The following is a 21104-nucleotide window of genomic DNA, read 5'->3' on the forward strand; positions in this document are numbered from 1 at the left end:
TGCCCGGGGCCCTTTGGGGTCCGGGCACCCGCGCGTCGTACGAGGAGGATCACGGCCGGTGAAACGAGTGTCCGGATGATGGACACGCAACGTCCGATTATCGGACGATCGGCACACTGGGCGCATGAGTCAGCGCACGATCACGCACCCCGAGCAGCAGGCGCCGCCGCAGGCCGCCGCCGCCTCCCCCCTCGGCAACGGACTGAAGCAGCGCCACCTTTCGATGATCGCCCTGGGCGGCGTCATCGGCGCCGGCCTCTTCGTCGGCTCCGGCGCCGGCATCGCGGCCGCCGGTCCCTCGATCGTGCTGGCGTACGCCGCGTCCGGGCTGCTCGTGATGTTCGTGATGCGGATGCTCGGCGAGATGTCCGCCGCCGATCCCGCCTCCGGCTCCTTCTCCGTGCACGCGGAGCGGGCGATCGGCCCCTGGGCCGGGTTCACCGCCGGGTGGATGTTCTGGACGCTGCTGTGCGTGGGCGTGGCCATCGAGGCCATCGGCGCGGCGCACATCATGACCGGCTGGTTCCCGGGCACCCCCTCCTGGATGTGGGTGCTGGTCTTCATGGCCCTGTTCTGCGGGTCCAACCTGGCCGCCGTCTCGAACTTCGGCGAGTTCGAGTTCTGGTTCGCCGCCCTGAAGATCGGCGCTATCGCCCTCTTCCTGGGCCTGGGCGTGCTCGCCGTCCTGGGCGTCCTGCCCGGTGCGGACGCCCCCGGCACCGCCAACCTGCTGCACGACGGCGGCTTCCTGCCCAACGGCGTGGACGGCCTGCTGGTCGGCCTGCTCGCCTCGGTCGTCGCGTACGGCGGCCTGGAGACCGTGACCATCGCGGCCGCCGAGTCCGAGAACCCGGTCAAGGGCGTCGCCCGGGCCGTGCGGACCACGATGTGGCGGATCGCCATCGTCTACGTCGGCTCGATGCTGGTCATCGTGACCCTGCTGCCGTGGAACGACCCGGCCGTGACGCAGGACGGCCCGTACGCGGCCACCCTGGACCACCTGGGCATCCCTGCGGCCGGCGAGATCATGAACGTGGTCATCCTGATCGCTCTGCTGTCCGCGATGAACGCCAACATCTACGGCTCCTCCCGCATGGCCTACTCCCTCGTCGCCCGCGGCCAGGGCCCGAAGGCACTGGGCAAGGTCACCGGCCGGGTGCCGCGCCGCGCGGTGCTCGCCTCCTCCGGCTTCGGCTTCGTCACCGTGCTCCTCTCCTACTGGTACCCGGACACCCTGTTCGCCTGGCTGCTGAACATGGTCGGCGGGGTCATCCTCGTCGTCTGGGGCTTCATCGCTGCCTCCCAGCTCGTGCTGCGCCGCCGGCTGGAGCGCGAGGCCCCCGAGAAGCTGGTCGTGCGGATGTGGGGCTTCCCCTACCTGACGTGGGTGGCGCTCGCCGGGGTGGCCGGAGTCCTGGTGCTGATGGCCCTGGACGCGGACACCCGGGTGCAGGTCGTCTTCACCGGCGGACTGACCGTCGCCCTCGCGGCGACCGGCTGGACCCTCCAGCGCCGGTCGGCCGCCCGCGCGGCGCGATAAGGCTCCCGTCCGGCGCGACACCCCCGCCGGACGGCAGGTCAGAGGCCGGGCTCATGCGAACGCATGGGCCCGGCCTCCGGCATTCCGGAGGACTTGACAAGAGAGGTCACCCTTACATGTGCCCTGGAATAGATACTGCTAGCGTGCAGTTGCGCATTGATTGCAATAAGCAGTTGGCACGCTGAGGGGACCGGACACACGCATGGCCATTTACACGCTTCCTGAGCTTCCTTACGACTACGCGGCGCTGGAGCCGGTGATCAACCCGCAGATCATCGAACTGCACCACGACAAGCACCACGCGGCCTACGTCGCGGGCGCCAACACCACGCTGGAACAGCTGGAGGAGGCGCGCGACAAGGAGAACTGGGGCGCGCTGAACGGCTTGGAGAAGAACCTCGCGTTCCACCTCTCCGGCCACATCCTGCACAGCATCTACTGGCACAACATGGCCAGCCCCAAGACCGGTGACGGCGGCGGCGTCCCGGACGAGAAGGACGGCCTCGGCGACCTGCCGGCCGCCATCACCGAGTCCTTCGGTTCCTTCGCGGCCTTCCGCAAGCAGCTGACCTTCGCGTCCTCCGCGACGCAGGGCTCCGGCTGGGGCGTGCTCGCCTACGAGCCCATCAGCGGCCGTCTGATCGTCGAGCAGATCTACGACCACCAGGGCAACGTGGGCCAGGCCTCCGTGCCGGTCCTGGTGTTCGACGCCTGGGAGCACGCCTTCTACCTCCAGTACAAGAACCAGAAGGTGGACTTCATCGAGGCCATGTGGAACGTCGTCAACTGGCAGGACGTCGCCAAGCGCTACGCCGACGCCAAGGCGAACACCCCGCTGCTGATCCCGGCCGACAAGGCCTGATCAGCGCCACCCGCCCGTCCGCCTCGTGATCGTCTTCTCCACCTTCACTTGCGGGCGTGTCCACCAGAAGGCCCCCGCGAGGACATGACTCGCGGGGTCCTTCTGCGTTCTCGGCGGGAGCCGCCGCCGTTCGGCCGTGCGGGCTCCCGGAAGGATGCGGGCTACTCGAAGGAGGGGGCCTGGGTACGGGTGCGCTTGATCTCGTAGAAGCCCGGCGTGGAGGCGACGAGCAGCGTGCCGTCCCACAGGCGGGCGGCGGCCTCGCCGCGCGGGGTCGGGGTGACGACCGGGCCGAAGAAGGCCACCTCGTCGCCCTCGGCGCCGGGAACGGAGATCACCGGGGTGCCGACCTCCTGGCCCACCCGGTCGATGCCGTTGTTGTGGGAGGCCCGCAGCAGCTCGTCGTACTCGTCGGAGTCGGCGTACGCGAGCAGCTCGGCCGGGAGGCCGACCTCGTCCAGCGCCGCGGCGATGACCTCGCGGGTCGGGCCATGGCCCTCATTGTGGATCTTGGTGCCGAGCGCGGTGTAGAGCTTGCCGGTGACCTCGGCGCCGTGCTTCTGCTGGGCCGCCACGACCACGCGCACCGGGGCCCAGCCCTTGGGGCCGAGCAGCTCGCGGTAGGTCTCGGGGAGCTCGTCGAGCTTGTTCTCGTTGAGGACGGCCAGGCTCATCACGTGCCAGCGGACCTCGACGTCGCGAACCTTCTCGACCTCCACCATCCAGCGCGACGTCATCCACGCCCAAGGGCAGAGCGGATCGAACCAGAAGTCGACCGGGGTCTTCTCGCGCACCTGGGTGTCGGTCATGTCTCTCCTCGAGTCAGACAAAGGCATCACTGGGACCACGTCCTCCGTCGCCAACCAGGCCGGAGTCCCGCGCATTCCCCCGTGCGAGGATTCGACGGAAGAACGCGATCACGCACGAAGGAGTGCACGTGCCCGGAGAGAATCTGTCCCGCGACGAGGCCCGTGGGCGGGCCGAGCTGCTGTCCGTCGACGGCTACGAGGTGGTCCTCGACCTCCGGTCCGCCGTCGAGGAGGCCGAACCGGCCGAGGGTCCCCGGACCTTCCGCTCGGTGACGACGATCCGCTTCCGGGCCGCGACCCCGGGCACCGCCACCTTCGCGGACCTCATCGCACCCTCGGTGAACTCCGTGACCCTCAACGGGCGCGCCCTCGACCCGTCGGCCGTCTTCGACGGGTCTCGGATCGCGCTGGCCGGCCTGGACGCCGAGAACGTCCTGGTGGTGGACGCGAACTGCGCATACAGCCGGACCGGGGAGGGCATGCACCGGTTCGTGGACCCGGAGGACGGCGAGGTCTACCTCTACACCCAGTACGAGCCGGCGGACGCCCGCCGGGTGTACGCGAACTTCGAACAGCCCGACCTGAAGGCGCCGTACCGCTTCGAGGTGGCCGCGCCCGCGGGCTGGCAGGTGTGGAGCAACGGCGCCGAGGAGTCCCGGGACGGCGAGGTCCGGCGGTTCGCCGAGACCGCGCCGATCTCCACGTACATCACGTGCGTGGTGGCGGGCCCGTACCACTACGTCACGGACTCCTACACCCGCGGGGACCTGACGATCCCGCTGGGTGCGATGTGCCGCAAGGCGCTGGCGAAGCACTTCGACGCGGACGACGTCTTCCTCGTGACGAAGCAGGGCTTCGACCTCTTCCACGAGATCTTCGACTACCCGTACCCCTTCGGGAAGTACGACCAGGCCTTCGTGCCCGAGTACAACCTGGGCGCGATGGAGAACCCGGGGATGGTGACCTTCCGGGAGGAGTACATCTTCCGCGGCAAGGTCACGCAGGCCTCCTACGAGCGCCGCGCGAACGTCATCCTCCACGAGATGGCGCACATGTGGTTCGGCGACCTGGTCACCATGAAGTGGTGGGACGACCTGTGGCTGAAGGAGTCCTTCGCGGACTTCATGGGCTCCTTCGGGCTGGTCGAGGCCACCCGCTTCGACCAGGCGTGGGTGACCTTCGCCAACAGCCGTAAGGCGTGGGCCTACCGGGCCGACCAGCTGCCGTCCACGCACCCGATCACGGCCGACATCCGTGACCTGGAGGACGCGAAGCTGAACTTCGACGGGATCACGTACGCCAAGGGCGCCGCGGTGCTCAAGCAGCTGGTCGCCTACGTCGGGCGGGACGCCTTCCTGGAGGGCGCGCGCCGCTACTTCAAGGCCCACGCCTACGGGAACACCACCCTGGACGACCTGCTGTCGGTGCTGGCGGACGTGTCCGGGCGGGACATGGCCGAGTGGTCGCGGGCCTGGCTCCAGACCGCGGGCGTGAACGCGCTGACCCCGGTGGTGACGTACGACGCGGGCGGGCGCGTGACCGATCTGGCGGTGCTCCAGGAGGGCGGGGAGCTGCGGCCGCACCGGGTCGCGGTCGGCCTGTACCGGCTGGAGCCGGACGGCACCCTGGTGCGGTACGCGCGGGCCGGGGTCGACGTGGTGGGCACGCGGACCGCGGTGGCGGAGCTGGCCGGGAGCGAGCGGCCCGACCTGGTCCTGGTCAACGACGAGGACCTCACCTACTGCAAGATCCGCTTCGACGAGGGCTCGCTCGCCACGCTGCGCGCGCACCTGGGCGACCTCACGGACCCGCTCGCGCGGGCGCTGTGCTGGTCCGCCCTGTGGAACCTGACGCGCGACGGCCTGATGCCGGCGCGCGACTTCGTCGCGCTGGTCCTGGCGCACGCGGGCCGGGAGACGGAGGTGGGCGTCCTGCAGATGGTGCACGCGCAGGCGCTCACCGCGGTCACCCACTACGCGGCGCCGCAGTGGCGCGAGCAGGGCGGCCGGGAGGTGGCGGCCGGCGCGCTGCACGAGCTGCGGCTGGCCGAGCCGGGGTCGGAGCACCAGCTCACCTGGGCCCGGTTCTTCGCGGCGGGCGCCGCGACCGAGGGCGACTTCCAGCTGCTCCTGGGGCTGCTGGACGGATCGGCGCGGATCGACGGCCTGACGGTGGACCAGGAGCTGCGGTGGGACTTCCTGCTGCCGCTGGCCGCGCACGGGGCGGTGGACGAGGGTGTGCTGGCGGCCGAACTGGCCCGGGACGACACCGCGTCGGGCAAGCGGCACCAGGTGCGGTGCCTGGCGGCGCGGCCGTCGGCGGCGGTCAAGGACCAGGCGTGGGCGGCGGTGGTCGAGTCGGACGGCCTGTCGAACGCGCTGGTGGAGGCGACGATCGCGGGCATGCAGCAGTCCTCGCAGCGCGGGCTGCTGGCCGCCTACACCGGGCGGTACTTCGACGTCCTCGAACGGGTGTGGGCCGAGCGGTCGATCCAGATCGGGATGGACGTGGTGAAGGGGCTCTACCCGTCGCTCCAGGACTCCGCGGAGACGGTCGGCGCCACGGACGCCTGGCTGGACGCCCACCCGTCGGCCCCGCCGGCCCTGCGGCGGCTGGTCCTGGAGTCCCGCGACGACCTGGCCCGCGCCCTGCGCGCCCAGCGCTGTGACGAGAACGCCTCCGCCTGACCCGTGACGGTCCGGGGGCCCGGGGCCGGACCCGGGCCCCCGGCCCCCTGGACCTGCCCGTTCCCCGCGGGGAGCGGGCACCCCATCGGCAGTCGAACGCCCGTACTTTAGCCCCGCCTTGTCCCGGTTTGTCGACGGATGTGTAACAGGGGTTAGCGAGGCCATGGCCTGAGGGAACCTCAGCGTCATGAACCACGACACGCCCCTCCCCCTCGCCCACCTCACCGGCAGCCGCCCCCGCGTGCTGACCCTCGCCCAGCTGCGCGAGCACGGCGTCTCCGCCTCCGACGCCGCCGAGCGGCCCTGGCGGCAGGTCCTGCCGGGCATCTTCCTGCTCCACCCGGGGCCGGCCACGAGCGAGGAGCGGCTGCACGCGGCGCTGCTGTACGCCGAGCGGCGCGGCAACGGCGAGGCCATGATCACCGGGCTGGCGGCGCTCGCGCTGTACCGGTTCTCCTCCGCTCCCGCGCTGCCGGGGATCTCCCACATCGACGTGCTCGTCCCCGGCACCCGCCGGCTCCGCTCCACGGGTGACGTGCGGATCGTGCGGGCGCACGTCCCGCCCCGGTCGCAGGAGGTGACCGGGCTTCCGGTGGCGCCGGTCGCGCGGGCCGTGGCCGACGCCGTCGCCCAGCTCGCGGACGCGGGCACCGTACGCCGCCTGCTCAGCGAGGCCGTCCGCGGCGGGCACTGCGAACCGGCCGCCGTCGTAAGGGAGCTGACGGTGGCCCGGCTGCTGAACCGGCCGCACGTGGTCGACGCCGTCGAGTCGCTCCTCGCCGAGGGGCGCGCCATCGCCGAGGACCGGCTGTACCGGATCGTACGGGGCTTCGAACTCCCCGAGCCGGTCTGGAACGTGGACCTACGGCTGCCCGGCGGCCCCCACCTCGGCGGGGTGGACGCCTTCTGGCCGGAGCAGGGCGTGGCCCTGGAGATCGACACCCGGGCCCCGCGCCAGGGGGAGGACGAGCAGTGGTCCGAGTGCGTCCGCAAGCGGGAGACCCTGGAGCGCCTCGGGATCACCGTCCTGCACGTCACCCCGCGCAAGCTCCGCGACTGGCCCGAGCAGCAGGCCGCGGTCGTCCGCACCGCCCTGACCGCGGCCGCCGACGACGAGCCCGCCGCCTACCTGGTGGTCCTCCCCCGGTGAGGCGCCGGAGGCCGACGGGCCGGGGCGCGCCCGGATCGCCCCGCGGCGACCGCCCGCGCCGAGCGGCCGCGTACCCTTGAGGGGCTGGCGAGACGGTACGAAGGGGCAGGACATGGCGGCGGACCCACGACCCCTGACCGGGGAACCGGTGGCCCTCGACCTGCTGAACACCCGCTGGACAGCGGACGGCGAACCGCTGGACCTCTTCGCGGGCGCCGCCGGACTGACCCGCGTCGAGGGAGTCGCGGTCTGGCTGGAGAGCGCCGGCCTGGCCGGCCGCTTCCGCGCCGACGCCCCGGCCCTGGTCCACCTGCTGACCGCCCGCGAGGCCCTGGCCCGCGCGATGGCCGACCCGGCCGACGCGAGCGCGCGCGCCCTGCTCGACGCGGTCCTGGAGCACGGCCGCATCCGCGTCACCCTCACCGCCGAAGGACGGGGCGAGCGGGCCGAGTTCGCCGATCCGGCCTGGGGACCCGCCTGGACGGCGGTGCGCGACTACCTGGAACTGCTGGGCTCCGCGCCCGGCCGCATCCGCACCTGCGCGTCCGGGGACTGCGCGCTGCGCTTCCGCGACGACTCCCCCGACGGCACCCGGCTCCGGTGCGGGACGGCCGCCTGCGGGGACCGGGCGTAGTCCCGGCGCCGACCCCTCGTCACGCCCCTTACGCGCGCACGCGCGTGCGCTGGGCGGACGGAATGTGTCACACCCGAGCCGGGAGGCGACCGCGCCCCGGCACCGAGGTGCGGTCGTGAAGTCTACAAATCCACTCCACATCGCCGTCGTTTCACCCTGGTACGCCCCGGTACGGGCTCGCTGGCGCATACCGCGCGGTGGCGAGGGTCCGCCATGTCAGGTCTCGGTCAATGACATCCCTCCCCAAAGAGCGGTCACTTGCGCAAGGCTGACCGGTCATCCGGCACCGAAATCCGGACCGTATCTTTCACATACCAGGGATGCTGATGACCCTCGAATCCCCCAGCTCCATATCCGGGCCCAGACGAGCGGCCCGAATAGCCGCCGCCGCGGGCCTCGTGGCCGCGCTCTGCGCGACCGGAGCGATGCCCGCCTTCGCGGCGGGAACCGTCGACGGGCCGCGCGCCACACCGCCGGTGAAGTCCGCGGACCAGAAGCTCGGCTCCGCCGATGCCGAGCTGCTGCAGGAGGCCAAGTCCAAGGGTGACAAGACCGTCACCGTCATGGTCGCGACCGCCCCCGGCGAGACGAAGCAGGTCGCCCAGCAGCTCGGCGCCGTCGAGGGTGCCTCGGTCGGCCGTACGTACGACGACCTCGGCTACGTGCGCGCCACGCTGCCCACCGGGAAGGCGGACGCCGCCCTCAAGGCGGCCGTCAAGCTGAACTCGGTGCACGGCATCGACCTGCGCCACGAGATCCAGCTGCCGGACCCGCGCCCGGACGCGGACCGCGAGGGCGCCGCGGCCAAGAAGACCGCGGCCGAGACCTACCCCGCGCCGGACGCCAACACCCCGGCGAAGAACCCGTACAACCCGTCCTTCGAGACCGGGGCGGTGGACTTCGTCACGAAGAACCCCCAGGCCGACGGCCGCGGCGTGACCATCGGCATCATGGACTCGGGTGTCGACCTCGGCCACCCCGCGCTGCAGACGACCACGACCGGCGAGCGCAAGATCGTCGACTGGGTCACGGCGACCGACCCGATCACGGACAACGACGGCACCTGGCGGGCGCAGATCACCCCGGTCGCCGGCGCCTCGTTCGCCGCGGGCGGTTCGACCTGGAAGGCGCCCGAGGGCGCGTTCCAGTGGAGCCGCTTCACCGAGTCGATCACCGCGAACGGCGACATGGCCGGTGACGTCAACCGCGACGGCGACACCACCGACCGGTTCGGCATGCTGTACGACCCGGCGACCGGCACCGTGCGCGTGGACACCGACCAGGACCTCGACTTCACGAACAACGAGCCGATGAAGCCGTACAAGGACGGCTACCAGGTCGGCTACTTCGGGACGGACAACCCGGCGACCCCCGTCGTCGAGCGCATCCCGTTCGTGATCGAGATCCGCAAGGACGTCCCGATGGACCCGCTGGGCGGGGACTGGGTCGGCAAGAAGGCCGACTTCGTCAACATCGGCATCATCGAGGGCACGCACGGCACGCACGTCGCCGGCATCACCGCCGCCAACAGCCTCTTCGGCGGCAAGATGAACGGCGCCGCCCCCGGCGCCAAGCTCGTCTCCTCGCGCGCCTGCACCTGGTCGGGCGGCTGCACCAACATCGCGCTGACCGAGGGCATGATCGACCTCGTCGTCAACCGCGGCGTGGACATCGTCAACATGTCCATCGGTGGCCTGCCGGCGCTCAACGACGGCAACAACGCCCGCTCGGAGCTCTACTCCAACCTGATCGACAAGTACGGCGTCCAGCTCGTCATCTCGGCGGGCAACGAGGGCCCCGGCGTCAACACGATCGGTGACCCCGCCCTGGCGGACAAGGTCCTCTCCGTGGGCGCGGCGGTCTCCAAGGAGACGTGGGCCGCCAACTACGGCTCGGGCGTGGCCAAGAAGTACAACATGTTCAACTTCTCCTCGCGCGGCCCGCGTGAGGACGGCGGCTTCACGCCGACCATCTCCGCCCCCGGCGCCTCCATCAACACCGCGCAGACCTGGATCCCGGGCTCGCCGGTGAAGGAGGCGGGCTACGCGCTGCCGCCCGGCTACGCGATGCTCCAGGGCACCTCGATGTCGTCGCCGCAGGCGGCGGGCGCGAGCGCGCTGCTGATCTCGGCCGCCAAGCAGGCGAACGTCGCGCTGAAGCCGGCGGGCCTGCGCGTCGCGCTCACCAGCACGGCGAAGAAGATCGCCGACGTTCCGGCACACGCCCAGGGCGCGGGTCTGATCGACGTCGTCGGCGCGTGGGAGTCCATCCAGCGCGACGCCAAGGCCAACGAGTTCACCGTCAAGGCGCCGGTCGACACCGCGATCGACCAGTTCCTGAAGACCCCGGGCTTCGGCACCGGCGTCTACGACCGCGAGGGCGGCCTGAAGGTCGGCCAGAAGAAGGTCTACAACGTCGTCGTCACCCGCACCACGGGCGTCAAGTACGGCACCCGGCACGACCTGAGCTGGCGCAACAACGACGGGACCTTCAAGGTCATCGGCGGCTACGACTACGTCACGCTGCCGCTGAACAAGCCCGTCACCATCAAGGTCGAGGCCAAGGCCACGTCGGCCGGCGTGCACAGCGGTATCCTGCAGCTGGACGACGCGACGACCGAGGGCATCGACAAGCAGATCCTGACGACGGTCGTCGCCTCGACCCCGCTGGCGACGCCGACCTTCAAGCTGTCGGACACCTCGTCCGTGCAGCGCAACAGCCACAAGTCGTACTTCGTCACCGTGCCGCCGGGCGCCAAGACCCTCGAGGTCGCCCTCGGCGGTCTGCAGCCGGGCAGCCAGACGCGCTTCATCTCGATCCACCCGTACGGTCTGGGCGTCGAGGACAGCGCGACCACCCAGTGCTACCCGAACTACGACAACCCGGCGAATGCCTGCCGCCCCGACCTGCGTTCCTACGCCGACCCGCAGCCGGGCGTCTGGGAGATCGAGGTCGAGTCGCGCCGTACGTCGCCGCTGCTGGACAACCCGTACAAGCTGGACGTCTCCGTGCTCGGCGCGGCCTTCGACCCCGCGGTGAAGGTCCTGCCCGAGGTCAAGCTGGGCACCCCGGCGCCGGTCCAGTGGACCGTCAAGAACGAGGCCGCGGCCATCGCCGGCGGCAAGCTCAAGGGCGGCCCGCTCGGTTCCGCGAAGGTCGCCAAGCCGACCATCGCCGCCGGTGAGACGCACACCACCGAGGTCACGATCGGCGCGGGCGTGTCCCGCCTCGACATCGCGATCGGCAAGACGTCCGACACGGGCGCCGACCTCGACCTCGACGTGTACAAGGACGGCGTCAAGGTCGGCAGCTCCGCCGACGGCGACTCCGAGGAGGCCGTGAGCCTGGTCAACCCGGCCGCGGGCACCTACACCATCGAGGTACTGGGCTACGCGATCCCGTCGGGCTCCACCACGTACGACTACCGCGACGTGTTCTTCTCGGCCGCTCTGGGCTCCGTCCAGGTCGACGAGGCCGCCGCGGTGAACCTCGCCTCCGGCGCCACCGCGCAGGTCTCGGCGAACGTCCTGGTCAGCAGCGCGGCCCCCGAGGGCCGTCAGTTCTTCGGCCAGGTCCAGCTGCTCAACGCCGGGGGCACCGCCGCCGGCACCGGCAGCGTGCAGATCGAGAAGGTCCTCCCGTAACCCGGTAGGCACCTGACAGGCCGAGGGGGCGGCGCTCCGACGAGCGCCGCCCCTTCGTGTTGCCCGGGCCCCCGGACCCCCTCGGGCCGTGCCGCCGTCGGCATCGGCGATCCGCTGGAAGGTCGCGAGTCGGACGGGTCGGACGTTTCGTTCCGCGGTCGGCCGTGTCCGGATACCGGTCACGACGGATCGGACGCCAACCAGCTCCGACCAGGCAAAACGGACGATCAGCGGGCGTGCAACAGGGTCGCCGGGGAGACGTCACACGAGTTCACATTCCGGACACCGTCCGTTCCTCGGACAATGGATTGGACAAGGCTCGTGGGGTCGAACGCATGATGGCTCCACGCGCGCCCGCGTCGTACGTACCAAGAGGAGTCACCGTGAGGGTCGGAATCGTCGGAGCCACCGGACAGGTCGGCGGAGTCATGCGCGGCATCCTCGCCGAGCGGAAGTTCCCGGTGGACGAGCTGCGGCTGTTCGCGTCGGCCCGCTCCGCGGGCTCCGTCCTCGAGTGGGAGGGCCGGGAGATCACCATCGAGGACGCCTCCACGGCCGACTACTCCGGCCTGGACATCGTGCTGTTCTCCGCCGGCGGCGCGACCTCCAAGGCCCTCGCCGAGAAGGTCGCCTCGCAGGGCGCCGTCGTGATCGACAACTCCTCGGCCTGGCGCAAGGACCCCGAGGTCCCCCTCGTCGTCTCCGAGGTCAACCCGCACGCGATCAGGAACCGCCCCAAGGGCATCATCGCGAACCCGAACTGCACCACCATGGCCGCGATGCCGGTGCTGCGCCCGCTGCACGACGAGGCCGGCCTGACCGCGCTGATCGCCACCACCTACCAGGCCGTGTCCGGGTCGGGCGTGGCCGGCGTCGCCGAGCTCGACGGCCAGGTCAAGGCCGTCGCGGGCGAGGCCACCGCGCTGGTGCACGACGGCGAGGCCGTGGTCTTCCCCGAGCCGGGCGTCTACAAGCGGCCCATCGCCTTCAACGTGCTCCCGCTCGCGGGCTCGATCGTGGACGACGGCTCCTTCGAGACCGACGAGGAGCAGAAGCTCCGCAACGAGTCCCGCAAGATCCTGGAGCTCCCGGAGCTCAAGGTGTCCGGCACCTGCGTGCGCGTGCCGGTCTTCTCCGGCCACTCCCTCCAGGTCAACGTCCGCTTCGAGCGCCCCCTCGGCGTCGAGCGCGCCTACGAGCTGCTGAAGGACGCCCCGGGCGTCGAGCTCTCGGAGATCCCGACCCCGCTCCAGGCGGCCGGCAAGGACGCCTCGTACGTGGGCCGCATCCGGCTGGACGAGACGGCGGAGAACGGACTCGCCCTGTTCCTCTCGAACGACAACCTCCGCAAGGGCGCCGCGCTGAACGCGGTGCAGATCGCCGAGCTGGTGGCCGAGGAGCTGCGCGGCTGATCCCCGCGCGGGAGCGGAACACGAGGGGCGGGCGCCGGACGGCGCCCGCCCCTCCCCCGTGTCACGGCCGGCGGGGCGCGGGGCGGACCTCGCGGCGGACCTCGTAGAGGAAGCAGCCGTACTCCACCGCCCGGACGTGTACGAGGGCGACCTCCGGGTCGGCGAACGCCTCGGCCAGCGCCCGCCCCACGACCCCGTCGGGGTCCTCGCCGAGGGACAGCATCCGGCCGCCGAGGATGCGCCCGCCCGCGTCGTAGCGCCGGGCGACCCGCAGCGCCCCCGGCGTCCCGAACGGCAGGCCGCCGCCCTCCCGCGGGCCCGCGCACGCGTCGGCGTGCACGAAGACGGGCCCCTGCTCGTCGTACGCTCCCGGGTCCGCGCCGGACAGCGCCGCCCAGCGGCGCAGCGGTGCGTAGGAGACCAGGGCGACGCGTTCGCCGGCGCGGCTGCGGCGCAGGCAGCAGCGGAGCGGGGCGCCGCCCCCGGGATCCTCGTACGGCAGGCAGGGGCGGCCGGCGTCGTCGCTCCGGCGCAGTCCGGCCAGGGCGGAGGGGTCGATGGGGAGCGCGGAGGCGGTGGTCGTCGTGGCCATGGGGCCGATCCTGCCGGGCGGGGACGTCCCAAGCTGGCGGAAATCGGACCTCGCGTTCGCCCGTGGATTACTCGGGGGCTCCGGCCGGGTCTGCGTGGAAGGATGGGCCGGAACGTCACCATCGAAGGAGATGAACGCGTGCCAGGCACGAATCTCACCCGTGAAGAGGCTCAGCAGCGGGCAAAGCTGCTCACCGTCGACTCGTACGAGATCGAACTCGATCTCAGTGGAGCGCAGGAGGGCGGGACCTATCCGTCCGTGACCACCGTGCGCTTCCAGTCGGCCGAGGCCGGGGCCGAGACCTTCATCGACCTGGTCGCCCCGGCCGTCCACGAGGTCGTCCTCAACGGCCACGCGCTCGACGTCGCCGCCGTCTTCCGGGACTCGCGGATCGCCCTGCCGCACCTGGCGGCCGGGGCCAACGAGCTCCGCGTCGTCGCGGACTGCGCGTACACCAACACCGGTGAGGGCCTGCACCGCTTCGTCGACCCAGTCGACGAGCAGGCCTACCTGTACACCCAGTTCGAGGTGCCGGACGCGCGGCGGGTCTTCGCCAGCTTCGAGCAGCCCGACCTGAAGGCGACGTTCCGGTTCACCGTGACGGCCCCGGAGGGCTGGACGGTCATCTCGAACTCCCCACGGGACACCTCTCAGGGGGCCGAGCCGAAGGACCGGGTGTGGGCCTTCGAGCCGACCCCGCGCATCTCCTCGTACATCACCGCGCTGATCGTGGGCCCGTACCACGCGGTGCACAGTTCCTACGAGGGCAAGGACGGCCAGTCCGTACCGCTCGGCATCTACTGCCGGCCCTCGCTCGCCGAGTTCCTCGACGCGGACGCGATCTTCGACGTGACCCGGCAGGGCTTCGACTGGTTCCAGGAGAAGTTCGCCTACGACTACCCGTTCGCCAAGTACGACCAGCTCTTCGTCCCGGAGTTCAACGCGGGCGCCATGGAGAACGCGGGCGCGGTCACCATCCGCGACCAGTACGTCTTCCGCTCGAAGGTGACGGACGCGGCGTACGAGGTGCGCGCGGAGACGATCCTCCACGAGCTCGCCCACATGTGGTTCGGCGACCTCGTCACCATGGAGTGGTGGAACGACCTCTGGCTGAACGAGTCGTTCGCCACGTACACCTCGATCGCCTGCCAGGCCTACGCCGAGGGCTCGAAGTGGCCGCACGCGTGGACCACGTTCGCCAACTCGATGAAGACCTGGGCGTACCGGCAGGACCAGCTGCCGTCCACGCACCCGATCATGGCCGACATCCGCGACCTGGACGACGTCCTGGTCAACTTCGACGGCATCACGTACGCCAAGGGCGCCTCGGTGCTCAAGCAGCTCGTCGCCTACGTCGGCATGGACGCCTTCTTCAAGGGCGTGCAGGGCTACTTCAAGGCGCACGCGTTCGGCAACACGCGCCTGTCCGACCTGCTGGGCTTCCTGGAGGAGACCTCGGGCCGCGACCTGACCGCCTGGTCGAAGGCGTGGCTGGAGACCGCCGGCATCAACGTCCTGCGCCCCGAGGTGGAGACGGACGAGCAGGGCGTCATCACCGCGTTCGCCGTCCGCCAGGAGGCCCCGGCGCTGCCCGCGGGCGCGAAGGGCGAGCCGGTCCTGCGTCCGCACCGGATCGCGGTCGGCCTGTACGAGCTCCAGGACGGCCGCCTCGTGCGCACCGACCGGATCGAGCTGGACATCGACGGTCCGCTGACGGCGGTACCGGAGCTGGTGGGCCGTGCCCGCCCGACGGCGGTGCTGCTCAACGACGACGACCTGTCGTACGCCAAGGTCCGCCTGGACGAGATCTCCCTCGCCAACGTCACCGCGCACCTCGGCGACTTCACCGAGTCGCTGCCGCGCGCGCTGTGCTGGGCCTCGGCGTGGGACATGACGCGCGACGGCGAGCTGGCCACCCGCGACTACCTCGCGCTGGTGCTCTCGGGCATCGGCAAGGAGTCGGACATCGGCGTCGTGCAGTCCCTGCACCGGCAGGTCAAGCTGGCCGTCGACCTGTACGCCGACCCGGCGTGGCGCGCGGAGGGCCTGGCGACCTGGACCGAGGCCACCCTCGAGCACCTGCGGGCGGCCGAGCCGGGCAGCGACCACCAGCTGGCGTGGGCCAGGGCCTTCGCGGCCACGGCCCGCACCGAGGGGCAGCTGACGTACCTGTCGGCCCTGCTGGACGGCGCGGCGGAGATCGAGGGCCTGGCCGTCGACACCGAGCTGCGGTGGGCCTTCCTGGAGCGCCTGGTCGCCACCGGTGTCGTGGACGAGCCCGCCATCGCGGCGGAGCTGGAGCGGGACGCGACGGCGGCCGGCGAGCGCCACGCGGCGACCGCCCGGGCCGCGCGCCCGACGGCGGAGGCCAAGGCCGCGGCGTGGGCCGCGGTGGTGGAGTCCGGCGACCTGCCGAACGCGGTGCAGGAGGCGGTGATCGGCGGCTTCGTCCAGACCGACCAGCGCGAGCTGCTGGCCCCGTACACGGAGAAGTTCTTCGCGGCGGTCAAGGACGTCTGGGACACCCGCAGCCACGAGATCGCCCAGCAGATCGCGGTGGGGCTGTACCCGTCCCTCCAGGTCACGCCGGAGACCCTGGACGCGACCGACGCCTGGCTGGCCGCCACCGAGCCGAACGCGGCCCTGCGCCGCCTGGTGTCGGAGTCCCGCGCGGGTGTCGAGCGGGCCCTGAGGGCCCAGGCGGCCGACGCCGCCGCCGCTGCCGCCGCGGTGTAACGCCTGACGCCGGCGGGCCGGGACTCCCTCTGCCCGCCGGCGCCTCGGCCCCTCGTCCGCGGCAGGACTGCGGCACGACCGCGGCGGCACCCCTGCGCCGGCTCAATCCCCGCCCCCGCACTCCGGACGCCGACGGGCTGAGATTCGGCCTCGCCGGCGTGTGCGGCGCGGGTCCGGGCAGCGCCCGGGAGGCTCCGCGAGCGGCACCACGCCCGGCCTCCGGCCCCGTTACGGCTGGTCGGCGGCGGCCCGCCGCAGCGCGTCGAGGACGTGGGCCACGGCCGGGGCCGACTCGGAGCCCCGCCGGACGGCGGCGATCACGTGCCGGGCCGGCCGCTCGCGCGAGAGCACCCGCACCACGGGCCCCGACGCGCGGCCCGACACCATCCGGGGGACCAGGGCCACCCCCATGCCGGCGCCGACCATCGCCAGGATCGCCGTCCAGCCGGACGCGGAGTGCGCCTGCTCCGGGACGAAGCCGGCCGCCTCGCACGCGTTGCGGGTGATCTCCGACCAGGGCCCGCTGCCCCCGTAGATCCACGGATCGCCGGACAGGTCCGCCAGCCGCAGGTCGGCCGCGTCCGCCAGCGGGTGGTCGGGCGGGAGCGCCACGTCGAGCGGGTCCTCCAGGAGCGTCAGCCGCGTGAAGCGGCCGTCGCGCGCGGTCGGCGCGTGGGCCGCCAGCGACAGCGCCAGGTCCACCGCTCCGGCGGACAGCAGCGCGTACGACTCGGCGGCCTCCGCCTCCCGTACCCGGACCTCGACCCCCGGGCGGGTGCGCCGCAGCGCCGCCACGGCCGGGACCACCAGGGCCGGCACGGCGGTGGAGAAGGCGCCGATCCGTACCTCCCCCGCGTCTCCGGCGAGGTACCCCGCCAGCTCCGCGTCGGCCCGCTCCAGCTGCGCGAACACCGCTTCCGTATGCCGCAGTACGAGGTGCGCCGCGTCCGTGAGCCGGACCCGTCGGCCCTGGGCCTCCAGCAGGGGCACCCCCAGCTGCCGGGCGAGGTTCGTCAGCTGCTGCGAAACGGCCGAGGGCGTCATGTGCAGCGCCTCGGCCGTCGCGGTCACGGTCCCCTGTTCGGCCAGGGTCCGCAGGATCCGCAGCTTCTTGATGTCCCACTCGGTCATGGGGCCGAACCTACCGCCGGGCACCCGCGGCGCTCCCCAGCCCCACACCGCCGAGGATCAGCGCCATGCACAGCAGCTGCGCCGGGCCGGTCCGCTCGCCCAGGAGCAGCAGGCCGAGCCCCGCCACGCACACGGGCTGGAGGTAGTACACGATGCCGGCGCGGGCCGCGCCGATCGCCGCGACCGCCCGGTTCCAGGCGAAGAAGGCGACGGCGGAGGAGAACACCCCGACGTACAGCAGCGGTCCGACCGATCCGGGGGTGAGCGCGAAGCCGCCCTGGACGGTGAGCGAGACGGCGTAGGCGGGGGCCAGCATCAGCGCGCCGAGCGCGAAGGTGGTGATCAGGAAGGCGAGTCCGCCGAGTTCGGCGGGCCCCCGCTTGAGCAGGGCGCTGTACGTGGCGAAGGAGAGGGCGGCGCCGAACATCCACAGGTCTCCGGCGGCGAAGTCGAAGCCGAGGGAGCCGTCCCCGACCAGCAGCAGCACCCCGAGGGCGGCCACCAGCATCCCGATGGTGCGCCGGGGGCCGAGCCGTTCGCCGCCGAGGCGGGCGTAGCAGGCCATGATGACGGGCGAGGCCGCCATGATCATGCCCATGTTGGAGGCGGAAGTGGTCAGTCTGGCCTGGTGCACGAGGGTGTTGTAGAGGGTGACGCCGAACAGGGTGGCGAGGGCGATGTAGCCGAAGTGCTGCCGGATCAGGGCCCGTTGCCGCCAGGCCTGGCGGGCGGCGAAGGGGGCGACGGCGAGCAGGGCGATGATCCAGCGCCAGAAGACGGCCTGGACGGGCGGGACGGTGTCGGCCATCCCCCGGGTGGCGACGAAGCTGCCGGACCACACGACCGTCGCGAGCAGGGCGAGGAGCACGCCGGCGCCGAGTCCGGCGGCTCCCTTCCTCGCCGGGCCGGGGGGCCGCCGTGCTTGCGGAACGGTACGGGCGCGGTCCGTGACGGCCACTGGGTGTTTCCCCCTCGGGGTCGGTGTCGTAGGGCGTGGGCCTACCGTCGCACCGGCCGATCGCTCAGGTCCATCGAAATGTTTCGATGGATCTATTCAGCAGAACTGAACGATCGGGGGGTACGGGCCACTGCGGGCCGGCCGGCCACGGTGGCTCCGAAGGCGATCACCGCGGGCTCGCCCTGACCGTCGAGGCCGTGTCCGCCGCGCCGGAGGTGCGGCGCGCGGCCCTGACCGGGCTGGAGCCCGAGGAGGGCGAGCCGCTCACCGGCCTGCTCCGCGAGCTGCCGGCCGGGGTCGCGTGAGCACGACAGGGCGCCGGGGGTCCGCACCGGCGGCTTGACGCACCGGCTCCGCGGACCCCCGGCGCCCCGGAGGTCTTCTGTGCGCCGCCCCTTCGGGGGCGGCCTGGGTTCAGCTCTGGTTCTGCGGCTTGCGCGACTTGTCGCCGACCATCACGAGGCCCGCGATCACCAGGAACAGGATGATCGGCGTGGCCACGAACAGGCCCAGCGTCTGGGCAATGCTCAGGCCCGGGGCCGGGTCGTCGCCGTCGTCGCGGGTCAGCGCGAGGGCGGGAGACGTCATCAGCAGCATCATCAGCGTCGTTCCGGCCGTGACGGCGCCGGCGCGCAGAGCGTTCTTCTTGTCCACGGTGCAAACGTAGCGAACACCTAAACGACCCGCGCGCCCGGGGGTGCCGTACGGGGTGCACCGCCCTCCCGCACCCCGCTCAGCAGGGCGTTCGCCCGGGGCGAGGCGGCCAGGTCCTCCAGGGTCAGCGGCCGCCCGGCGGCATCGGCGACCGGCAGCCGCCAATTGGGGTACTGGTCCCAGGTCCCGGGAAGGTTCTGGGGCCGCCGGTCCCCCACCGCGTCCGGCAGCCAGACCCCCACCATCCGGGCCGGGGTGCGCAGCAGGAACGCGTACAAGGCCTGGACGGCGGCCTCCTCGTCCTTGGTCTCCAGACCGAGGCCGTCCAGCAGCTCCAGCCACTCGGCGGTGTCGGCGGCGTCCTCGGCCCGCTCCGCCGCGACCGGGCGGGTGAGCAGGCCCAGCCGGTCGCGCAGTTCCACGTGGGCCCCGGCCAGCTTGGCGGCGGACGGCGGCAGGTCGTGGGTGGTGGCGGTGGCCAGGCAGTCGGCACGCCAGTCCCCGGCGGCCAGCGGTTCGCCCGTGCCCTCCCAGTCCCGCTCGAACCAGAGCACCGAGGTGCCCAGCACCCCGCGCCGGGCCAGCGCGTGGCGGACCCCCGGCTCCACCGTCCCGAGGTCCTCGCCGATCACCAGGGCCCCGGCCCGGTGGGCCTCCAGGACCAGCACGGCGAGCATCGCCTCACCGTCGTACGTGACGTACGTGCCCTCGGCGGCCGGGCTCCCCTCCGGGATCCACCAGAGCCGGAACAGCCCCATCACGTGGTCGATGCGCAGGGCGCCCGCGTACCGGAAGACCCCCCGCAGCAGCTGCCGCAGCGGCGCGAACCCGGCCTCGGCCAGCCGGTCCGGGCGCCACGGCGGCAGCCCCCAGTCCTGGCCGCGCGCGTTGAAGGCGTCCGGCGGGGCCCCCACCGAGACGTGCCGGGCGTGGAAGGGCCCCGTGAGCGCGTCCGAGCCGTCGGGGTGCACCCCCACCGCGAGGTCGTGCACGATGCCGACGGACATGCCGGCCGCGCGGGCGGCCCGCTGGGCGGCGGCGAGCTGGGTGTCCGTCAGCCACACCAGCCAGCGGTGGAAGTCCCCGCGCTCGCGGGGCTCCTCCCCGGCCGCGGAGGCGCACCAGGCTGCGTGCCGGTCCAGCGCGGGACCCTGTCCGGCGCGGAACCGGGCGTAGGCGGCGGCGCGTTCCGGGGTGCGCGGGACGGCGTACAGCAGCTCCAGGGCCCGCCGCTTGAGCGCCCAGACGGCGTCCCGGTCGATCAGCGCGCCCTTCTCCAGCACCTGGCGGCGCAGTTCGCCGCCCCGGGCGGCGAGTTCGTCGAGGGTCCCGCGGTCGGGGCAGTCGGCGTACTCGGGGACGTCCTCGATCCGCAGGTGGACGGGGTCCGGGAAGCGGCGCGAGGACGGGCGGTACGGGGAGGGGTCGGTCGGGGTGCCGGGGACGGCCGCGTGCAGCGGGTTGACCTGGATGAATCCGGCGCCGTGCGTCTCGGCGGCCCAGCGGGCCAGCGCGGCGAGGTCGCCGAGGTCGCCCATGCCCCAGGACCGTTCGGAGAGCAGCGAGTACAGCTGGACGAGGAGTCCGTGGGTCCGCCCGGGCGGGGCCGGGGCCCGGTCGGGGGCCAGGATCAGGGTGGCTTCGGCGGTGCGGCCGTCCGGCAGGGTGGCGGTGATGCGGTGGACGCCCAGCGGCAGCCCGCCGGGCAGCGCGCCGCCGGGCCCGGTCTCCCACTCGACGGACGCGGCGGCCGCGCCGGCATCCTCCCCGGCACTGGTCCCGGCGGCGTCATCCGCGCCCTGCGCCTCGGCGTCCAGCCGGACGCGGGTGCCCGGCGGCAGGGCGGCCAGCGCGGCGGGCGGCGGATCCCCCGCCCAGCCGACCAGGACGGGCGGCAACAGCCTTGCCGCGCGCAGCCCTTCGGCCCGTACCAGCTCCGCCCGCACCTCGTCCGGGGTGTCGGTGCGCACCCCGATCAGGCCGAGCACCGCGGCCACCGTGGCCGGCGGGACCACGACGGAGGTGTTCGCGGCGGGCTGGTAGGTGGTGGCGATGCCGTGCAGGTCCGCGAGCCGGGACAGGTCGTCCATCTACGGGCACTCCTTCGTGCGTGAGGGCGGGTCAGAAGGGTGGTGCAGAAGGCGCCGGAAAGGTGGGGGCATCGCCGGGGAACACCGCAGCCATACCCATTCGAAGGCGTCGCATTCGCGGCATATACCGGTCAGATCACCCGCGCGCATTGACACTCCGGCCGCACGGGTGGTGGGGTCGGGCTCGTTCGTACGAGCGGGGGAC

General features: G+C 72.6%; 14 protein-coding genes. 8 read left to right on the forward strand and 6 right to left on the reverse strand.

The genetic code is table 11. The annotated features are described in order from the left end of the window. Positions 1-124: 124 nt before the first annotated feature. Positions 125-1540, forward strand: a complete 1416-nt coding sequence (locus OTB16_RS04880) for an amino acid permease (protein ID WP_267718606.1) — start codon at positions 125-127, stop codon at positions 1538-1540. 202 nt (positions 1541-1742) lie between these two features. Further along, complete coding sequence (locus OTB16_RS04885) at positions 1743-2402, forward strand: superoxide dismutase (RefSeq protein ID WP_267718607.1); 660 nt, start codon at positions 1743-1745, stop codon at positions 2400-2402. Positions 2403-2563: 161 nt separating this feature from the next. Here the strand turns inward: OTB16_RS04885 and OTB16_RS04890 are convergent, their stop codons facing one another. After that, the gene (locus OTB16_RS04890) at positions 2564-3211 is read right to left on the reverse strand and encodes a mycothiol-dependent nitroreductase Rv2466c family protein (protein ID WP_267718608.1); all 648 of its coding nucleotides are present in this window, start codon (positions 3209-3211) and stop codon (positions 2564-2566) included. Between the two features lie 128 nt (positions 3212-3339). On the opposite strand from OTB16_RS04890, the gene pepN (OTB16_RS04895) reads away from it, so the two are divergent. The 5 genes from pepN (OTB16_RS04895) to OTB16_RS04915 all read left to right on the forward strand — a co-directional run bounded on the left by pepN (OTB16_RS04895) (position 3340) and on the right by OTB16_RS04915 (position 12738). Then, entirely contained in the window at positions 3340-5898 is a 2559-nt protein-coding gene (gene pepN / locus OTB16_RS04895) for an aminopeptidase N (protein WP_267718609.1), read from the forward strand. Positions 5899-6085: 187 nt separating this feature from the next. Continuing rightward, entirely contained in the window at positions 6086-7048 is a 963-nt protein-coding gene (locus OTB16_RS04900) for a hypothetical protein (RefSeq protein WP_267718610.1), read from the forward strand. Positions 7049-7160: 112 nt separating this feature from the next. After that, positions 7161-7682, forward strand: a complete 522-nt coding sequence (locus OTB16_RS04905) for a CGNR zinc finger domain-containing protein (RefSeq protein WP_267718611.1) — start codon at positions 7161-7163, stop codon at positions 7680-7682. Between the two features lie 326 nt (positions 7683-8008). Continuing rightward, a complete protein-coding gene (locus OTB16_RS04910) occupies positions 8009-11326 on the forward strand; it encodes a S8 family serine peptidase (protein ID WP_267718612.1) in 3318 nt (1105 codons plus the stop codon). Between the two features lie 383 nt (positions 11327-11709). Next, positions 11710-12738, forward strand: coding sequence for an aspartate-semialdehyde dehydrogenase (locus OTB16_RS04915; RefSeq protein ID WP_267718613.1), 1029 nt, complete (start codon positions 11710-11712; stop codon positions 12736-12738). A gap of 61 nt (positions 12739-12799) precedes the next feature. Here OTB16_RS04915 and OTB16_RS04920 read toward each other — a convergent pair whose 3' ends face one another. Further along, positions 12800-13330: a DUF1203 domain-containing protein gene (locus OTB16_RS04920; protein WP_267718614.1), complete on the reverse strand. Its 531-nt coding sequence runs from the start codon at positions 13328-13330 to the stop codon at positions 12800-12802. A gap of 138 nt (positions 13331-13468) precedes the next feature. Here OTB16_RS04920 and pepN (OTB16_RS04925) point away from each other — a divergent pair, with 138 nt between their 5' ends. Further along, entirely contained in the window at positions 13469-16066 is a 2598-nt protein-coding gene (gene pepN, locus OTB16_RS04925) for an aminopeptidase N (RefSeq protein WP_267718615.1), read from the forward strand. Positions 16067-16294: 228 nt separating this feature from the next. Here pepN (OTB16_RS04925) and OTB16_RS04930 read toward each other — a convergent pair whose 3' ends face one another. The 4 genes from OTB16_RS04930 to OTB16_RS04945 all read right to left on the reverse strand — a co-directional run bounded on the left by OTB16_RS04930 (position 16295) and on the right by OTB16_RS04945 (position 20899). Beyond that, complete coding sequence (locus OTB16_RS04930; RefSeq protein WP_267718616.1) at positions 16295-17197, reverse strand: LysR family transcriptional regulator; 903 nt, start codon at positions 17195-17197, stop codon at positions 16295-16297. Positions 17198-17207: 10 nt separating this feature from the next. Further along, positions 17208-18155: a DMT family transporter gene (locus OTB16_RS04935; protein WP_267718617.1), complete on the reverse strand. Its 948-nt coding sequence runs from the start codon at positions 18153-18155 to the stop codon at positions 17208-17210. 414 nt (positions 18156-18569) lie between these two features. Next, on the reverse strand, positions 18570-18809 hold the full coding sequence (locus OTB16_RS04940) for a hypothetical protein (RefSeq protein WP_267718618.1): 240 nt from the start codon (positions 18807-18809) through the stop codon (positions 18570-18572). Positions 18810-18829: 20 nt separating this feature from the next. Then, positions 18830-20899, reverse strand: coding sequence for a 4-alpha-glucanotransferase (locus OTB16_RS04945; RefSeq protein WP_267718619.1), 2070 nt, complete (start codon positions 20897-20899; stop codon positions 18830-18832). Between the last annotated feature and the right edge of the window lie 205 nt (positions 20900-21104).

This window comes from Streptomyces antarcticus (assembly GCF_026627255.1).
Taxonomy (GTDB): domain Bacteria; phylum Actinomycetota; class Actinomycetes; order Streptomycetales; family Streptomycetaceae; genus Streptomyces; species Streptomyces antarcticus.

Excerpts from the sequence above, each read along its gene's own strand:
- OTB16_RS04890 (WP_267718608.1), bottom strand. The coding sequence starts at position 3,211 with ATGACCGACACCCAGGTGCGCGAGAAGACCCCGGTCGACTTCTGGTTC.
- OTB16_RS04900 (WP_267718610.1), top strand. The coding sequence starts at position 6,086 with ATGAACCACGACACGCCCCTCCCCCTCGCCCACCTCACCGGCAGCCGC.
- OTB16_RS04880 (WP_267718606.1), top strand. The coding sequence starts at position 125 with ATGAGTCAGCGCACGATCACGCACCCCGAGCAGCAGGCGCCGCCGCAG.
- OTB16_RS04945 (WP_267718619.1), bottom strand. The coding sequence starts at position 20,899 with ATGGACGACCTGTCCCGGCTCGCGGACCTGCACGGCATCGCCACCACC.
- OTB16_RS04910 (WP_267718612.1), top strand. The coding sequence starts at position 8,009 with ATGACCCTCGAATCCCCCAGCTCCATATCCGGGCCCAGACGAGCGGCC.
- OTB16_RS04920 (WP_267718614.1), bottom strand. The coding sequence starts at position 13,330 with ATGGCCACGACGACCACCGCCTCCGCGCTCCCCATCGACCCCTCCGCC.
- OTB16_RS04930 (WP_267718616.1), bottom strand. The coding sequence starts at position 17,197 with ATGACCGAGTGGGACATCAAGAAGCTGCGGATCCTGCGGACCCTGGCC.
- OTB16_RS04885 (WP_267718607.1), top strand. The coding sequence starts at position 1,743 with ATGGCCATTTACACGCTTCCTGAGCTTCCTTACGACTACGCGGCGCTG.
- OTB16_RS04905 (WP_267718611.1), top strand. The coding sequence starts at position 7,161 with ATGGCGGCGGACCCACGACCCCTGACCGGGGAACCGGTGGCCCTCGAC.